This is a genomic window from Bacillus sp. ChL18, from assembly GCF_026241425.1.
In the GTDB taxonomy this organism is placed as follows: domain Bacteria; phylum Bacillota; class Bacilli; order Bacillales; family Bacillaceae; genus Bacillus; species Bacillus velezensis.
In genome coordinates, this window is the sequence record NZ_JAPHWE010000001.1 from 1,311,174 (window position 1) to 1,325,459 (window position 14,286).

25 protein-coding genes and 1 pseudogene are annotated in these 14,286 nt (G+C 33.0%); 2 read left to right on the forward strand and 24 right to left on the reverse strand.

Annotated features, from left to right (window positions below):
* Positions 1-71 precede the first annotated feature (71 nt).
* The 12 genes and pseudogenes from OQ477_RS06435 to OQ477_RS20920 all read right to left on the reverse strand — a co-directional run bounded on the left by OQ477_RS06435 (position 72) and on the right by OQ477_RS20920 (position 5,433).
* Positions 72-1,130 (reverse strand): tyrosine-type recombinase/integrase, encoded by a 1,059-nt coding sequence (locus OQ477_RS06435; protein WP_265971827.1) that lies wholly within the window; start codon positions 1,128-1,130, stop codon positions 72-74.
* 9 nt (positions 1,131-1,139) lie between these two features.
* A complete protein-coding gene (locus OQ477_RS06440) occupies positions 1,140-1,304 on the reverse strand; it encodes a hypothetical protein (RefSeq protein ID WP_021493556.1) in 165 nt (54 codons plus the stop codon).
* Positions 1,305-1,342: 38 nt separating this feature from the next.
* Entirely contained in the window at positions 1,343-1,573 is a 231-nt protein-coding gene (locus OQ477_RS06445) for a hypothetical protein (RefSeq protein ID WP_014471999.1), read from the reverse strand.
* Between the two features lie 14 nt (positions 1,574-1,587).
* Positions 1,588-1,800 carry a hypothetical protein gene (locus OQ477_RS06450; RefSeq protein WP_169061542.1) on the reverse strand — a complete coding sequence of 71 codons (213 nt, stop codon included), beginning with the start codon at positions 1,798-1,800 and terminating at the stop codon, positions 1,588-1,590.
* A gap of 149 nt (positions 1,801-1,949) precedes the next feature.
* Positions 1,950-2,105, reverse strand: a complete 156-nt coding sequence (locus tag OQ477_RS06455; protein ID WP_014472001.1) for a hypothetical protein — start codon at positions 2,103-2,105, stop codon at positions 1,950-1,952.
* Positions 2,106-2,233: 128 nt separating this feature from the next.
* The gene (locus tag OQ477_RS06460; protein ID WP_265971831.1) at positions 2,234-2,365 is read right to left on the reverse strand and encodes a lysogeny pheromone AimP family peptide; all 132 of its coding nucleotides are present in this window, start codon (positions 2,363-2,365) and stop codon (positions 2,234-2,236) included.
* A gap of 29 nt (positions 2,366-2,394) precedes the next feature.
* The gene (locus tag OQ477_RS06465; RefSeq protein ID WP_265971833.1) at positions 2,395-3,534 is read right to left on the reverse strand and encodes an AimR family lysis-lysogeny pheromone receptor; all 1,140 of its coding nucleotides are present in this window, start codon (positions 3,532-3,534) and stop codon (positions 2,395-2,397) included.
* A 172-nt stretch (positions 3,535-3,706) separates the two neighbouring features.
* Positions 3,707-4,276, reverse strand: coding sequence for a hypothetical protein (locus OQ477_RS06470; protein WP_265971835.1), 570 nt, complete (start codon positions 4,274-4,276; stop codon positions 3,707-3,709).
* A gap of 19 nt (positions 4,277-4,295) precedes the next feature.
* On the reverse strand, positions 4,296-4,745 hold the full coding sequence (locus tag OQ477_RS06475; protein WP_014417906.1) for a hypothetical protein: 450 nt from the start codon (positions 4,743-4,745) through the stop codon (positions 4,296-4,298).
* 76 nt (positions 4,746-4,821) lie between these two features.
* Entirely contained in the window at positions 4,822-4,953 is a 132-nt protein-coding gene (locus tag OQ477_RS06480) for a hypothetical protein (RefSeq protein ID WP_154018349.1), read from the reverse strand.
* Positions 4,954-4,964: 11 nt separating this feature from the next.
* Positions 4,965-5,180 carry a hypothetical protein gene (locus OQ477_RS06485; RefSeq protein WP_047474268.1) on the reverse strand — a complete coding sequence of 72 codons (216 nt, stop codon included), beginning with the start codon at positions 5,178-5,180 and terminating at the stop codon, positions 4,965-4,967.
* Between the two features lie 2 nt (positions 5,181-5,182).
* Positions 5,183-5,433, reverse strand: a pseudogene (locus tag OQ477_RS20920) (hypothetical protein).
* A 70-nt stretch (positions 5,434-5,503) separates the two neighbouring features.
* Here OQ477_RS20920 and OQ477_RS06490 point away from each other — a divergent pair.
* Positions 5,504-5,686 carry a hypothetical protein gene (locus OQ477_RS06490; RefSeq protein WP_014417903.1) on the forward strand — a complete coding sequence of 61 codons (183 nt, stop codon included), beginning with the start codon at positions 5,504-5,506 and terminating at the stop codon, positions 5,684-5,686.
* A 14-nt stretch (positions 5,687-5,700) separates the two neighbouring features.
* Here the strand turns inward: OQ477_RS06490 and OQ477_RS06495 are convergent, their stop codons facing one another.
* The 5 genes from OQ477_RS06495 to OQ477_RS06515 form a co-directional block, all read right to left on the reverse strand.
* Entirely contained in the window at positions 5,701-5,925 is a 225-nt protein-coding gene (locus OQ477_RS06495) for a hypothetical protein (RefSeq protein WP_041481766.1), read from the reverse strand.
* Positions 5,926-5,951: 26 nt separating this feature from the next.
* Positions 5,952-6,179, reverse strand: a complete 228-nt coding sequence (locus tag OQ477_RS06500; RefSeq protein ID WP_265971841.1) for a hypothetical protein — start codon at positions 6,177-6,179, stop codon at positions 5,952-5,954.
* A 36-nt stretch (positions 6,180-6,215) separates the two neighbouring features.
* Positions 6,216-7,907: a P-loop NTPase fold protein gene (locus OQ477_RS06505; RefSeq protein WP_265971842.1), complete on the reverse strand. Its 1,692-nt coding sequence runs from the start codon at positions 7,905-7,907 to the stop codon at positions 6,216-6,218.
* A gap of 136 nt (positions 7,908-8,043) precedes the next feature.
* Positions 8,044-8,247 carry a helix-turn-helix domain-containing protein gene (locus OQ477_RS06510; RefSeq protein WP_014470137.1) on the reverse strand — a complete coding sequence of 68 codons (204 nt, stop codon included), beginning with the start codon at positions 8,245-8,247 and terminating at the stop codon, positions 8,044-8,046.
* A gap of 93 nt (positions 8,248-8,340) precedes the next feature.
* Positions 8,341-8,778 (reverse strand): hypothetical protein, encoded by a 438-nt coding sequence (locus OQ477_RS06515; protein ID WP_265971844.1) that lies wholly within the window; start codon positions 8,776-8,778, stop codon positions 8,341-8,343.
* A gap of 304 nt (positions 8,779-9,082) precedes the next feature.
* Between OQ477_RS06515 and OQ477_RS06520 the strand changes: the two genes are divergently transcribed.
* Positions 9,083-10,174 (forward strand): acyltransferase family protein, encoded by a 1,092-nt coding sequence (locus OQ477_RS06520; protein WP_265971846.1) that lies wholly within the window; start codon positions 9,083-9,085, stop codon positions 10,172-10,174.
* A gap of 98 nt (positions 10,175-10,272) precedes the next feature.
* Here OQ477_RS06520 and OQ477_RS06525 read toward each other — a convergent pair whose 3' ends face one another.
* From OQ477_RS06525 to OQ477_RS06555, 7 genes are all read right to left on the reverse strand, one after another.
* Positions 10,273-10,509 carry a hypothetical protein gene (locus OQ477_RS06525; protein WP_205164309.1) on the reverse strand — a complete coding sequence of 79 codons (237 nt, stop codon included), beginning with the start codon at positions 10,507-10,509 and terminating at the stop codon, positions 10,273-10,275.
* A gap of 34 nt (positions 10,510-10,543) precedes the next feature.
* Positions 10,544-10,780, reverse strand: coding sequence for a hypothetical protein (locus OQ477_RS06530; protein ID WP_265971847.1), 237 nt, complete (start codon positions 10,778-10,780; stop codon positions 10,544-10,546).
* A 447-nt stretch (positions 10,781-11,227) separates the two neighbouring features.
* Positions 11,228-11,377: a hypothetical protein gene (locus OQ477_RS06535; RefSeq protein ID WP_253600099.1), complete on the reverse strand. Its 150-nt coding sequence runs from the start codon at positions 11,375-11,377 to the stop codon at positions 11,228-11,230.
* 81 nt (positions 11,378-11,458) lie between these two features.
* Positions 11,459-11,632 carry a hypothetical protein gene (locus OQ477_RS06540; protein ID WP_265971848.1) on the reverse strand — a complete coding sequence of 58 codons (174 nt, stop codon included), beginning with the start codon at positions 11,630-11,632 and terminating at the stop codon, positions 11,459-11,461.
* A 290-nt stretch (positions 11,633-11,922) separates the two neighbouring features.
* Complete coding sequence (locus OQ477_RS06545; RefSeq protein WP_265971849.1) at positions 11,923-12,354, reverse strand: hypothetical protein; 432 nt, start codon at positions 12,352-12,354, stop codon at positions 11,923-11,925.
* Between the two features lie 39 nt (positions 12,355-12,393).
* Positions 12,394-12,639 carry a hypothetical protein gene (locus OQ477_RS06550; RefSeq protein ID WP_265971850.1) on the reverse strand — a complete coding sequence of 82 codons (246 nt, stop codon included), beginning with the start codon at positions 12,637-12,639 and terminating at the stop codon, positions 12,394-12,396.
* A gap of 346 nt (positions 12,640-12,985) precedes the next feature.
* Positions 12,986-14,218 carry a hypothetical protein gene (locus OQ477_RS06555; RefSeq protein ID WP_265971852.1) on the reverse strand — a complete coding sequence of 411 codons (1,233 nt, stop codon included), beginning with the start codon at positions 14,216-14,218 and terminating at the stop codon, positions 12,986-12,988.
* Between the last annotated feature and the right edge of the window lie 68 nt (positions 14,219-14,286).

Consider the following 14,286-nt stretch of genomic DNA (forward strand, 5'->3'; position numbering starts at 1 on the left):
CACCTCACATAATCATATTAAATTTATCATTATTTTCATAAGCAAGTAAAGCTTTTATATGATTATTTGTATCACTTGTTCAAAAACATTTTAAGTTTATTCTGTATATACATGTCTGATTTTAAAAAGAATTCTTTATATTGCTCTAAGGTAACATCTTCTAAAAAGGACATGTCTTCTTTTTGATCAACCAAAACCCCTGGATCTTGAGAATAATCCCTTTCATTGACTAAATAATGGTCATTTAAAGTATTGATATTACTGTGGCCAGAGAAAGCTGCCACTTTTTTAATATCACCATTAACGCAGTAAGAAAAGTTTGTTGCAGTATTGCGTAAACTATGTGGAGTTATCTTTCTTTCTTTGGGAATGCCCATAACTCTACATACGCGGTTCCACATATCCTGTATTGAATCAACTGTTAACTTATGAAATAACAGCTCATGTTCCCCATACTCTTGCTTTAACAGCAACAGCTCTTCATAAAAAGCAGTGGAAATTCCAACTGGCCTAGCCTTTTTTTGCTTAGTTTTTTTAAAGTTCACGAGATAGCATTGGTGCTTTTCTGAATAAGTAATATCATCCCACCCAACTCTAAGCACCTCTGATTTACGCCCACCAGTACGTGCACTAAACAAAATAAACATCTTTTTCATTAATCTGTTCTGACGCTCAGTAGCATACGCCGCCTCAGCAAATTCATCAGCTTCAGATATTCCTTCAAAAGAGCCTGCTGGGTTCTTTTCTGTTGGAAGAGGCCTAAAATTAAATACAGATGCATCACACTCATGTTCAGATTCAAGGTACTTAATCATACTTTTCAGTGCGGCAATCTTATTGTTAATTGTTGAATTGGAGTTGCTTTTATTTTTAGCCAAATGGGTTCGATAATCATACAGGTCACTCTTCTTAATCGCCAGGTCACTCTCAGTTAAATATTCAATATCCTTGGCAGCATAGTGGTTGAAAAACTCCCTTATATGTCTTTCATACGTGGCTCTAGTATTAGACTTTTCAATTTCTCCAGTTTCTTGATCCCTGTTTCTTAAATCTAATTCATCAAACCACCTATTTATGTTGTTGTATATTGAATAATCCCTTAGTGTTGACGCTTTCTTTTGAGCTTCCATAATGATACCTCATATCATTTTTTTCATTAAGTATTGATCAAATTCTTTCCACGCAACAATCCATTCATTCTCACCTTGAATATTACTCAGCAGCATTATATTGGCGTTACAGATTTCCATTTGCTTTAACATGTCGTATTCTTTAAGAGCGTTAATTAAGATGTCTGTATTCATTTTATCACACCTAATTTATTTTTATTCTATAATAAAATTCAGTTTAGGACATTTACCCTCTCGTCCTTACAGACGTTTATAATTGGCATCCCCGTCAATTCCTCATAAAGCTCCTCTTCGAACCCAACCCATTCATCACTTGTCGCTTCTCTTCGTAGGAACTCATTATAAGCTACTGCTATCTCAGGCTGCTCTAGAAACTTTAAAACGATCATATGCTTTTTCCAAACTTTAGCCTTGTTTTCTTCTGTATAATATTTATTATTCATTTTATTTTTACTCCTTAAATACATTTTATAGAATTTTTTTGTTCTTTAATGAGGTTGTATTCTTTATGGTTTTTTCTCATTGTAGTTACATTATTAGGTGTAAACACATCTGGATCCTCTAGGTGGAGATTGACTCGTGTGAAGTTCTTTAGTTGTTTTATGTATTGATATTGTCTTAATGATGTAATCTTCAACTCTTCTTTTTGAGTGGCACTGGCTGTTTCCATTGTTTCATCCCCCAACAACGTTCATCTTGTAACTTCATTATATATGTTGCCAGAATAATATGCAATAATTTATTTTATTTTTATTCACGACAAATAACACATCCCCTATGTATGTGTTAAAATGTCTGCTGATTTGTCTTTAATCCTCATTAGGATACCTTTGCTTTATATTTTGATCTAATCATTTCTGCTTCATTTTCAAGATGATTGTCTTCCTGGGAAATTACAAGATTAATAGCTGCCATTTCTTCGTAACCTTTGGCCATATCCTCATAAGAAAGTGATTGTCCGAAATGCTTTTTCATTTTAATTCCTCCATGTTCTCGTTTTTTGTATTATGAATTTCTGGAACATTCTCTTAAAATTAGAAAAGACGCCTGATCCACTGGATCAAACGTCTAACCATTGATTATGTAGTATCGTTGTTGTAGTATTAAGCTCCCCGAATTGCACTTGCTACAGAGATCTCATCAGAAGCTGATGCCGTATTAACTGAATGTTGACCTGCAATGAATGAAATTGCTAATGCTGCTAAAATGGCTGTACCGAAAATAAGTTTCTTCATTAAATTCACCTCCTTTCAAGTGCTAAATTCTAAATTAAATTTAGCAGCTCCGGATCACAGCCTAATTTTTCGAGTTCTATTATTGCCAATTGAATAAAATATTTATCATCTGAATTTTTGAAATACGTTATTGATTTATAAAAATCAGATTTTTGTTTTGATACCAAACCTTTATAATAAAAATAAAATCCTAATTCATTTTCATCTTGATTCCTATTTGATAAGCTATCCAATAATTCGTTAGCCTTGTCGAGATTATTATTTTTTATGTAATAAAAAGCCCTAAGCTGTTGATATTTGATATCGTTTGATTCATAGTTAACCCATAGATTTTCCTTGTTCCATACGTTAGCTAAGAAGCAAAGAGCACCATTTAGCATTTCTTTATGGGTATCATTAAGAGCATACTTCTTTGCCTCAATATACGCTAGCATAGATTCTTCATAATTTTCGAAAATTAGGGTGTTCCCTATTGTCAGATGCGCAAAGAAACATATTCGGTTCACATTGGACTGCATTATTGCAATATTTGAATGTTTCCTTGCTTCGATTAAATTGTTTTCATTTAAACTTATATTCGCTTGCAACATTGACACTCTACTTTTGTATGAATCTTTTATAAATCCTTCTGGCAAGCCTTTAAAATCTAAAAGTTTTAAGGTGCTTTTCATCAATCCAAACTCACCAATATTCAAGTATTTATACATCAGCATTGCATCTGAGAAAAATGACATTTCTGGAGCCTTACATCTCCCACATTCTCTTATTGCTTCTGGTAAGGAGATTTCGTTTTTATATAGCTTTCTATGTATGCTGTAGATGTTTCCCCATTCTTGACTTGTCGCATTTTTCGAATTGCATAAATTTAAAATTATCTTATCAGTTAGGGAATCCCATTGATTTATATCTGAGTATTCAACAGACTGTCTTGCGCTTTTTTTGTTTGGATCCAATGATAGGAAATAATCACTTAGAAGTTGCTCTTCATTATCAGGAAACAAACTTTTAACAATATTAATTAAACCGCCTAAGTTGTCCATTTCTTTCTCTGGGGTGTTGATGAATTTGTAGAAACCATTAACCTTTTCGTACCCTGCTATTTTTGAGAGTTTTGCTGCGAGTTGGTTGTCTTTTTCACATTCATTCTTAATCATCTGCTTAAGATTCATTGGTTACTACACCCCTTCCCAACTAATGTTCCCTTGTTTATAATATACATTAGAGTTGTCAGAATTACAAGTATTTATTTTATTTTTATTCTAATTATTTTTTAAGGAATCCTTATCTGTTTAAAATTCGTATTTTATAAAGACATGATCCTCTTAATAGAGGTCATGTCAGTTATTTGTATTGGTAATAAACACCCTTCTTGTTTAGCTTATCAATAACTTCGTCTTTGAATGGTATATCTCCGATTATTGCATATCTAACTGTATAGTTACCTGCTTTGATATCTTGAAAAGACAGATTGGTTTTTGTTTTCTTGGTTTCTGCTTCCGGTTGGCGTCTAAATAGTAAACTCCTTCTGTAATCTTTAAAGTCGTTTATTTCGCATTCATTGACTTTTGCAAAATGTTCAATTAATCGTTCCATTATTTCCTTACTCGAATACAATTGTGTGAAACCAAAGTGATGAAAAGCGTGACAGTTTGCACAAATTAAATTTAATCCACTTAAGGTAACCACAATATTTTCAAAGTCATAGTCCTCGATCTCGTGAAGATGAAGATTCCGCATTTCGTCTGGCTGAGGGGAAAATCCACAAATGCTACATACAGGTGTATCCTTTTGTAATATATGATCCCTGATTCTATACCAAAGTGATTGACCAACTGCTTTCCTTACAGTTCTTCCATGAAATAAAGAAGGTTTTGCAGCAATCTTTAGTTTGAAGTTTGAGTATTTATCCATATGTCTCCATTCAACAAAATTATTTTTTTATAAATTCATTAAAAAGAGTGATTCTATTCGCATTTTTCACTCCTGATGTAAACTTGTTCTGGAATTCTTGCCAAGTGCCATCATCTAATGACAATTCTTCTAGTTTTGTTTGTGTTAATGAATTAAATTTTTCTCTTGAAACCTCCGCGCTAAAATCGTTTCCACCAAACTTTAAATCGATAGCTATAACCTGAACAAATGGGTACTTCCTAAGCAATCTTGCAGTTTCTTCAACAATTAATTTTTCAATTTTTGACTGTGTAAAATAGTTTTCATAATCTGATTTACTTACATTGAAATCATATTCAAATGCTTCTTCAAAGGATTGATAATAATTAATGAGCAGTGTTTCCTGTGCTTCAATATATGCAGCAGATTTAATGAAATTTTTCCCTGTGATTACTTCCAAATAGCTCTGTAAATCCTCTAGGTTATTCATACTTAATTCCTCCAACAATTTTTTGATTTTATATTTAAATGTTTCCCAATACACTTAGTAAAAGACGACTCTTTCTTCAAAGCCGCTTCCATTCAACATACTCAAATCGTTGCTGATAAAGGTCTTCCAGGATTGTGACCCATTCCACCCAGCCCTCAGCAACAATACTTTTCTTCTCCCCATCCTCAATCCATTCAATCCAGTACACGTGTACACTCCTCACCTAGTAATAACTTCAATTTGTCTTATGGCAGAAGTGACTTTAAACTCTGTATGTAGCTCGTTTGCGATCACTAAAGCTTCTGACATTGTAGTAAATTTAGAAGCACCATGAAGCCCCTTAGACACTACATAACCACTGCCTTCTAATTTAAATGACTTGAAGTATTCATCATTTTCAAATTGAATAACAAAAAAGGTATCGATAACCGGCATAGCTAACTCCTCTTCAGCAGACCAGCAATTTTTATGGCCAGTGGCAGCAATCCAATCAGTATGTAAAACACCATGATATTTATTTTATTCTTAAAGAACAGTTCAATCATATTCTGCTCCATACCTGGTGAAAATGAATCAATCAGTTCCTGCTTAAACTCTTCATCATAAACCTGATCAACAAACAGGGCCTTAAATCCCGTTAGAAAGCCAACACCGAGCAGAGTATTAAGAAATAAGCTATTCCAATCAAATTAAAGCCCTCCTTATATACATCGTCTGGTATTATAGTAGTGTTAAATACTTTGTGTAGGTGAAATTTAATGGAAGAGAAAGATTTTGAGACTAATGGTTACGATGTAACAGTTGTGTATGATTATAAGGAGTATCCCGATGTTAAATATGGCCGCTGTGACAACTGTGATTATGCTTTGTTCAAGAGTTCAGTGAAAAGTGGTGTGTTTTTACGTGAGTGTCGTAGGTGTGGTATGAAGAAGAGCATTTAGTTTAATGCTCTTTTTTATTTCACTGGATCCATGTAGCTTACATATACTTCAATTCCGTCTTCAGTTTTATATTCTGCAATCCTGTCTGGCTCAGCTTCAATCTTCTCTATTAGTCGTTTCGCATCCTTATTCCTCTTTGCAGTATTGGCAACTACAATCCAAGACCAATAATTCCATTCAGAGATGCAAGACTTAATCTTTTCTGGTATCTTATGACCTCTTGTATAAACCTTGATCATTTGCATACTCCCTTTCCCTAAGCTCATCATTTAATCCAATAAGCTGGCGGAACGCTCAATACTCGATACTGTTCATCTAAGTAAGCATGTTTCCTTTCCCAATCACTTTTCTTCCACGCTTCTTGATTTGTGAATGACATATCTAATGGCTTTGGATATTCTCCGTTCACCCATCCATCTTCAATATGATTCAATTTGGCTTCGCTACCTTTATCATCATATTTGTACCAGGCAGTAATAATTTTGACTGTCATTTAATTTACTCCCTCCCTTAATCAATAGTTTGGAACTTAATAATCAACATCAAACAAAAGTCTAATTCTGTGTTGCAGCATTCGATCTAGGTGATTACTTGCCTCATTTTTAACAAAGGTTACATAGTTATTATAAAACCCATCAATTTCCCAATGCTTATCGATGTTTAGTATTAGCATTTTATTTAAAATACACCAATCCCAATGCTCTTGAGTTACTTTACCTTTAGGCAAAGGAAAAAAGAAATGATTGGTCTCTATCTTTTTCTTTAAGTTCTTTCTAATCTCTTCATTATTTATGGCAATAATTGATTCCATGAGATTTTTTATATAGTATTGACTAAACATTTCCCTTGTCAAACAATCAACTATTTTATCTGCTAATTTATTATAATATTCGCATACTATTGCATCGTTAATTGATTGGATTATATTTTTAACTTCTTGTTTTTGTAAGGCATATTGTGATAGAGATATATCATTTTCAAATAGGTTTTTATCTATGTCCACATGTTTCACAATATTTGGATGGATTTTTCGGAGTATTTCTTCTTTATCTATATCAAAATCAACAGACAATATCTCTGACCATGTCACTCCATTGTTTACTACTTGAATTACGTTCCCTATAGTTTCTTCACCGGTTAATTTTTCGAAAAACTTTTTTGATTCTTGAATTACATCGATAATTTCTGCTTCAGATGAAAGGTGATTTATATTCCTATAATTAAAATTGTTTATAAAATTTATTTCGTTTAGGATGTTTGCTGTATTATATTCTCCAGTTTCATACCAACGGTTAATGTGGAATAATATGCTCTTACTCATAATATTGTCCAATGAGTTTCTTAATATATAGGCACTCATGTAATCTACGATTCCACTTTCATTTTCTGCAAACCTTCTGACTTCCTCATCCAATAAAACCATTTCACTATTATGTTCAATGTTGTAAACTACTGTAGCAAAACACATTCTATAGACATCTTCCTTGGTGAATTTATCGGTAAATGTCTTTTCATCTAGAACATCCATTACTTCTACTATAAATTTCTTAGCTTTTTGAAACGTTCTTAAATTCTTGAAGGTTAAGAAGGAAACAATATTTTCAAGGGCATCCCATTCATTTATTCCAAGAATTTCACAAGGAGCATTGTCAGAATATTTTTCAACTACATACGTGCGATCAATTGCTTTTTCTCTATACTCAGAAAAACTTTGACTATTTTCATTACCAAAGTGCTTTGTAGAGGCAACGATAACAGTTTTGATACCCTTAATTTTAGAAAGGCTGTCAATTAAACCGAAAAATTCTTTAATCCCAAGATTCTCATGTTTCCTTTCCAAATCGTCAAATATTATTATGTGAGAATTATTTTGATTTAATTCCTTAAACATTTGAGAATAGATGTTTCCTAATAATGGGACAGTAAGAGAAAAACCTGAAAATGAAAGATTAACATTCTTTAGTTTTTCAGTAGACTTCCTTAAATATTTTTTGAATTTCCCTTTGAAATCATCTTGTATCAAACTATAATAAATCTCTTGAATTATGCTTTCGATCTCTCTTTTCCCAAACAGAGATATATAACAAGTATTGGGGTACTCTGCAATAAAATCATCCACATATTTTGTTTTCCCAATGCCCCATTCACCATCTATTAATATTTTTTCATAATTTGAACACTTAAATTGATTTAGCACTCTAATTATTTCATTAGCCTTCATCCCCGTACCACCCCTCACATTTAGCATTTTATATCACTTTAAAAGAATGATTTTATGTAGACCTAGAAAATTTGTAAGTATTTACTGTTCTTGTAACTTTAGTATACCATGATCACTTTAAGTGATCAATATCTTTTTAATCTTTTTTGTAAATCAACAGCTCATGCAGCTCAATGTCTAAATATGTACAGACTTTATCCAACAGATCCCTTGGGTACCGCTCCATTTCATCATGATACAGCTTCCTGACTGTGTTAAAACCATGATCAATATCATTGGACAGCTTTCGAATACTGATATTCCTTTCGTCTAATATTGGCTTTAAATTTGATTTAATCAATATTACTACCTCGCATTCATTATGTATGATCACTTTAAATCATCATTATATCCATAAAAAAGGTCAAGGATATACCTTGACTATGTATCAAGCTTACCAATCAAATGAATCTTCATGTTCAAATCCATAAATACCTTTAATCCACACATCTCCGCAACCTGGATTCTTTGTAATCTCTAACACATGATTACGATTAGCGTCCCCCTCTACTCGATCTGTAGCAGTATAGTCAGCATAGTTTCCAACAAACTGCTTCTCACTACGTGGAAATACCCAGCCAGCAAGAGTTATCCTACTGATTTTCATATTTAGAGTACACCCTTCTGCATTGCTAATTGTGAATTTGTAGAAGAGCCAAGTGCGATCATAGTTCCGATCAAAATAATCTGCCATTGAAAAACTCTCTGAATCCTCACTCATGTGAAAATTCACATTTTTGTAGTCTAATGTAAGCTTCGCCTCAGCACTCGGTACGTTAAAACTCAATATAAAACCAATGCAAATCACAACCAAAAAGATTAGCTTTTTCATTTCCTCTCCCCCTTTTCCAAAATTATACTATATTTGAAATAAAGGTGAAAGAACAGGCAGAAGCTTCTCGATTTTCCTATATTCTCTATGATATAGCTAGATATACACGTATCTATGAATATCTACATGTATTTATAAGTATCTATACCTCCCTGTACCACACAAATATACCTTATTGAGAACAAAATTATTTATTTTAGTTCATTTTTAAGAACAAATCTTCCATTTTTATGATATAATCATCACTGCTTATAGGCAACCTTACTGCTTATTCGCCATATGGTATAGGAAAGAGGTTCTTTTAATGAACGTAAAACATTCTAACTGTTTCTTTGTTATCAGGCTGTTTGCTGCTCTTTGTGTGTTGATTGGTCATGCTACAAGAGATCTAAATATTTCCGTCTTTGGTTATACCCCAGAGAGCAAAGCAATATTTCACACCGGCATATCAATCTTCTTTTTTCTAAGTGCATTTTTTCTTTTCACTTCCTATGAAAGATCCAAGCTTAAAGGGAATAATGCAACTGATTTTTATTGGAGCAGAATCATCAGAATCGCACCCGCTATATACACCTATGCTATCGTCTCCACCATCCTGTTAATTGTTCTAGGAGCTCTTTCATTAACAGTATTCACTACTAAAGAGTACTGGACATGGCTTCTTAGCAATTTTGTGTTATACCCTCAATACTTCCCTGACATATTCCATCACATTGGCACAGGTCGCCTTAACGATTCACTTTGGACAATTCCTGTTCAGATTAGCTTTTACCTGGTGTTACCCGCAATTTATTGGTTTTATAAACGTTTCGGATTCCAAAAAATGATTCTTTGCTCTTTTACTGTTGCCACTTTCAGTGTGTTAGTCTCTTTCATAATTTTAAAGTTCGCGCCTGGCAGTGTGTTCGGTAACCTGTACTTACATTCTTTCCTGCCGCAGATGTTTTATTTCACTTTGGGCATCTTCTGGGCTAAGGCATGGAGCAAGTTACCGCAGCATATCGTTTTATTTTTATGTTCTATTATTTTATTTTTATTCTTTAAATTTGACCTTCTACATCTCAGCTCAATAAACAGCACATTATGCAGCTTTTTATGGTTCATCCCTTTGAGCTATGCAATCATTTGGTTCGGGTACAATGGGCCAAAGATATTGTGGCAGCTGAACCGGTTAGATGATATCAGTATGGGAATTTTCATATGGCACATGGTGATCATCAACATCTTCTTGTACACTGGAATTAATAAAACACTGTCTGATTACCCGCTGATAATAGCCCTAATTGCTGTTACTGCTGCATCCGCATTTCTTTCGTACAGAATCGTGGAAAAACCCGCTCTTAAATTACGTAATATCAAGAAAAACAAACCAGTCAAAACGAAGATTGCGAGCTAATGGCCAAGGGCTGTTCATGTAGGCAGCCCGTGTCCCATTTAGCATGAAATGGTGTTTTTATTTAGACAGGCTTTCCTCTTAATAAAATATTTATCTTATTATCTTCTATTTTCAACTAAGGTTGCGATACTTACTTTGTAATCTACTGACGAAGCGTTCTTGTGATTTGCTACGTCGTCAATGTCCGCAAACATTCCTCCGCAACTCAAGTCATTAATCAACTCGATATTAACCAACGGTTCACGGAATGCCTTGATTCTATTTTTATACTTATAAACTTCGTTAACACCATTTTCTGCCCACATCACTAAGAGCAATAACTCTAATTCACGCATATAATTCCCCTTCCCTATTAAACTGCTGTTTGTTTTATTCAATCTTTTTTAAGTCAGAACACTTGTATGTATCCATCGGTGCCCCTGGATACACCTCACACCAATAGCAAATTTCCTTAACTTTTCTAGATTCTTCTTCATTGACTCCGATTACATATAAAAAGTTTTGCTTTATTTCCAACATCGAATAGTGAGTAGCACTATTATCAAAATCACGGTGTCCAGCAGTCTTGTTAATTGGCTTTACTTTGTCATCAACTTTAAAATTCATTGAGCTCTCTCACCTCTTCGCTTTAGTACCGGTTAACAAGTCTCTGTGAAATATTGTTTTATTCCGATTTCAATGCATTCATTAGCTTTTCTTTGCAGTCATCGCACACATTCACAATGCTTGTTGCATACGGCACGTATAAGCTATATACACCCTTTAATCTTCTGTGTCCGCATCCATCACAATAATCGGTTTCGTCTGATTTATATACATTGATTTTATCTCTATCCAAACCGCACCCATCCCTTAATCATTTGTATCCTGTTTAAGCCGCCGAATAGTCTCATTCTGTCTTTCTATAACATTTTCGTAATAGCAGAGCCTTTCTAAAGCGTGCGTGGGATTTTTCTTAATCCATCTCAATCTTTCAATGAGCAGTCTCAGACTTAATTTATCCATTGAAAACAATTGATCACCTCCTATATGTATAAAATTATTGTTCTATTCTTACTTGCTAATCTGAATGACATCGCCGTCAAAAAAGATTAATAACTCTACATGATTCCCTCTGAGGTATGTATCAAATTCAATAGTCCCATCTTCAATCATTTCTCGGATACTCTCTTTGACAACCTGTTTTACTTGTTCTTCAGTCAATTTCTCCACTCTCCTTAAAAGTCCACTCAGGCATCGTCCAAGCCATTTCAATCTCCCCATTCCGTTTAAAGTGTTGTTGTTTTATCCTACCTGTTCTATATCATTCAAGTTAAACCAAGAAATCATTATTGGGGTATCAGGGTTTGTCTCATAAATATTCAATTTGATCATTTGACCGCTTGCTCCTATTTTCTGGAACACCCCATAGTAACCCTTCCATTCCCCATTAATAATTTTATATAAATTTTCCAGCATTATTTAACCTCTCCATTCTGTTTAAAATTGTTGTTTTATTCTATAATACAAATGTTTTTGACTCTTCATTCGAAACTAACAAGACAAATCCTTGCTCTTCATCTTCCTTTTTATGTGTTTCACAGTAATCTGAAATTCCCCAAAATCTGTTTGGGTATGTAGTGTTTTTTGAAGGTGAATAAATTTTGTATCTGTTAACCTTTCCGTTACATTCTTTTGAACTACAAGTACAAATCATTTTAATCTCTCCATTCTGTTTTAATTACTGTTTTATTTTGATTCACTTATAACTATTTCAGTTGCTGTAACGTTTGTCTTGCTTTTTCTAAGTAAGCATCATCATTAAAGATTCTATACAAAGTCATATAATCATTATGTTCATCAAGAATTTGGTCTACTGTTCTTGTCTCTTTGAAAATACACTCCTTTTCAGTAGCTTTTTCTGTTTCTGCTTTTTTGGATACATCGTTACTCTCTTGTTCGATTTCTTCTGATTGCTCTAAAAGCTGAACAATGCCCATGCTAACTTTGTAATTTCTTTTGCCAAATTGAACGGTGGCCTCGCCCCAAAACATTTGATAATCAACCAGTACCCCTTGAGATCCTTTTTTCTTTAAAACTCTGTCCCCGGAAATCGTTGTGTGATTTTCTGTTAATATAACAGTACTTCCAATTAGATTATGAAGTTCTTTTTGAGACAATTTTTTAAGTGTTGTTTTCATTTTAAATATCCCCATTCTATTTAAAATATGCATTTTCAATTAATTTTCAAAAAGTAGTTCAGAATCATCATTAATAAGATTTTCAGAAAGTATTCTGTTTTTATATTCATCATATTCCAGTTCAGACAAGTAGACTTTAAAACCTTTTTTATTGCTTAACTTTATTGCTTCAATTGTTTTGTCTGCTTCTTTCAATGCGCTTTCTTTAATTAAGAAACTGTTCATATTCACGCCACCATTACTATGTTTTAAAACTACACCATAAAGAGTTGTTATTGTACTCATTTTACATTCTCCTTTTCTGTTTAAAATTAGCATTTTAATTTTGTTTAAGTTATTTTATTTTTATTCTTAAAGTATGTGTACTTCGCTGTTGTTTTAACTTGATTTAATTTTAACATGATCACTTTAAATATTCAATAGTTATTTTATTTTTATTCTAAAAAAAGAAAAACATATTATCGAGGTTCAGCTTGCTGAAACGAGACGGCCGTAAAGGCACTTTCTTTACGGACGAATTTATTATTTTTTATTTAATTATTACCCCTCTTCCCCTTTAAGGGGCACACCCCTCAAACCCTTGGGACAGTTGACTTTTTTTTATGATTTATTGCTTTATTTGCAATAAGGGTTATAAATCATTATTTAACCAATCAATAAACATTGACCTCATTCTTCTTGATGGTATGTAAATTGAAATCGAATCATTATTTCTAATGCTGCTTCTCCATATCCATTGAATCATTTCTGAAAGGGCAAAATAAGTCTCATCAACTTTAACACCCTTAGAGCTAAAATATTCAACTAATAATGGATTACAATAACGGTTAATAGCATAAACCAGTGTATTTTTATGACTATGTTCATTTGTAGACCGGATATTACATGGTATGAACCCCTTGGTATATCCCTTGCCTGAAAGCCTTGGTTTATAATCAATAAACGTTGTCCACATATTAAAGTTTGATTTAGACTTACATATGTTCTGAAAGTAATTCAGGATATTATTCTGCAGTCGTTTATGTAAAACCCTTTTATTCCTGTACCATCCTTTTGATAAAGAGTACTTTTCTTCACCGATTTTATTAAGATCACCATCATATACATTTACCTTTATTTTAATTTTATTCTTGATATGCTTGTCTGCTGCTGAATCATACGGCACACACTTATATTTTCCCTTATCTTTTTTAATCATATATTTCTCATAAGGAATATTGTTTAAATCATAATAATACTTCTGTAACTGTCCATCGAACAGATATGTTAAGTTGTATACCTCTTTAAACAATTTGAATATGTCAGCAGGAAAGTTCCAAAGTATAACTGATTCATTATGTAAAATTAGATTGTTATTCAGTGCAAGCTGTTTCAAGTGTTTAAACTCACCATCATATTCCCTTTGCATATTCTTTTCTTGTTCCATGTTCCAGATTATTCGGTCGTCTTTGTTAATTATCCAGTTATTTTTAAATAACATATCCAGGTCATCTGCAGATATGTTTAATTGCTTTACAACCTCTATTGCTTCATCCAAAATCAAAGTATAATTACCTGAATAGATGAGTTCTTTTGTTGTCTCATTTGCCATCTTAAAGAGTGCATGTGTAGTTGCTATATTCTTATTATCTGAAAGGTGCTTATGTAATGAGTCCAGCTTATAAAATGTTTCTCCGTTTACGCTGTGAATCTTAGGTTCAATAAACTTCTTTTCTGGACACGCTTCCTTTATCCTCTTTACCTCATCAAGATAAGGTGTAATAAAAATAAACTTATCCTCTTTCGGTGCTTCATTCATCTTTTGAATCATGTAACTTGTCTTACCTGACCCCATTATAGAATCAATTATTTTAATTTTATCCATAATATATACAGACTTCCCCCTTTAATATTAAAAATAAAGGAACGGATAAATGTTTTACCGCTCCTTCT

Bases quoted from the DNA above. Each gene is read 5' to 3' on its own strand.
- OQ477_RS06495 (WP_041481766.1), bottom strand. From the start codon at position 5,925: ATGATCAAGGTTTATACAAGAGGTCATAAGATACCAGAAAAGATTAAG.
- OQ477_RS06545 (WP_265971849.1), bottom strand. From the start codon at position 12,354: ATGAAAACAACACTTAAAAAATTGTCTCAAAAAGAACTTCATAATCTA.
- OQ477_RS06460 (WP_265971831.1), bottom strand. From the start codon at position 2,365: ATGAAGAAACTTATTTTCGGTACAGCCATTTTAGCAGCATTAGCAATT.
- OQ477_RS06520 (WP_265971846.1), top strand. From the start codon at position 9,083: ATGAACGTAAAACATTCTAACTGTTTCTTTGTTATCAGGCTGTTTGCT.
- OQ477_RS06540 (WP_265971848.1), bottom strand. From the start codon at position 11,632: ATGCTGGAAAATTTATATAAAATTATTAATGGGGAATGGAAGGGTTAC.
- OQ477_RS06500 (WP_265971841.1), bottom strand. From the start codon at position 6,179: ATGACAGTCAAAATTATTACTGCCTGGTACAAATATGATGATAAAGGT.
- OQ477_RS06455 (WP_014472001.1), bottom strand. From the start codon at position 2,105: ATGAAAAAGCATTTCGGACAATCACTTTCTTATGAGGATATGGCCAAA.
- OQ477_RS06525 (WP_205164309.1), bottom strand. From the start codon at position 10,509: ATGCGTGAATTAGAGTTATTGCTCTTAGTGATGTGGGCAGAAAATGGT.
- OQ477_RS06440 (WP_021493556.1), bottom strand. From the start codon at position 1,304: ATGAATACAGACATCTTAATTAACGCTCTTAAAGAATACGACATGTTA.
- OQ477_RS06465 (WP_265971833.1), bottom strand. From the start codon at position 3,534: ATGAATCTTAAGCAGATGATTAAGAATGAATGTGAAAAAGACAACCAA.
- OQ477_RS06490 (WP_014417903.1), top strand. From the start codon at position 5,504: ATGGAAGAGAAAGATTTTGAGACTAATGGTTACGATGTAACAGTTGTG.
- OQ477_RS06530 (WP_265971847.1), bottom strand. From the start codon at position 10,780: ATGAATTTTAAAGTTGATGACAAAGTAAAGCCAATTAACAAGACTGCT.
- OQ477_RS06485 (WP_047474268.1), bottom strand. From the start codon at position 5,180: ATGCCGGTTATCGATACCTTTTTTGTTATTCAATTTGAAAATGATGAA.
- OQ477_RS06445 (WP_014471999.1), bottom strand. From the start codon at position 1,573: ATGAATAATAAATATTATACAGAAGAAAACAAGGCTAAAGTTTGGAAA.
- OQ477_RS06470 (WP_265971835.1), bottom strand. From the start codon at position 4,276: ATGGATAAATACTCAAACTTCAAACTAAAGATTGCTGCAAAACCTTCT.
- OQ477_RS06515 (WP_265971844.1), bottom strand. From the start codon at position 8,778: ATGAAAAAGCTAATCTTTTTGGTTGTGATTTGCATTGGTTTTATATTG.
- OQ477_RS06435 (WP_265971827.1), bottom strand. From the start codon at position 1,130: ATGGAAGCTCAAAAGAAAGCGTCAACACTAAGGGATTATTCAATATAC.
- OQ477_RS06450 (WP_169061542.1), bottom strand. From the start codon at position 1,800: ATGGAAACAGCCAGTGCCACTCAAAAAGAAGAGTTGAAGATTACATCA.
- OQ477_RS06475 (WP_014417906.1), bottom strand. From the start codon at position 4,745: ATGAATAACCTAGAGGATTTACAGAGCTATTTGGAAGTAATCACAGGG.
- OQ477_RS06505 (WP_265971842.1), bottom strand. From the start codon at position 7,907: ATGAAGGCTAATGAAATAATTAGAGTGCTAAATCAATTTAAGTGTTCA.
- OQ477_RS06550 (WP_265971850.1), bottom strand. From the start codon at position 12,639: ATGAGTACAATAACAACTCTTTATGGTGTAGTTTTAAAACATAGTAAT.
- OQ477_RS06555 (WP_265971852.1), bottom strand. From the start codon at position 14,218: ATGGATAAAATTAAAATAATTGATTCTATAATGGGGTCAGGTAAGACA.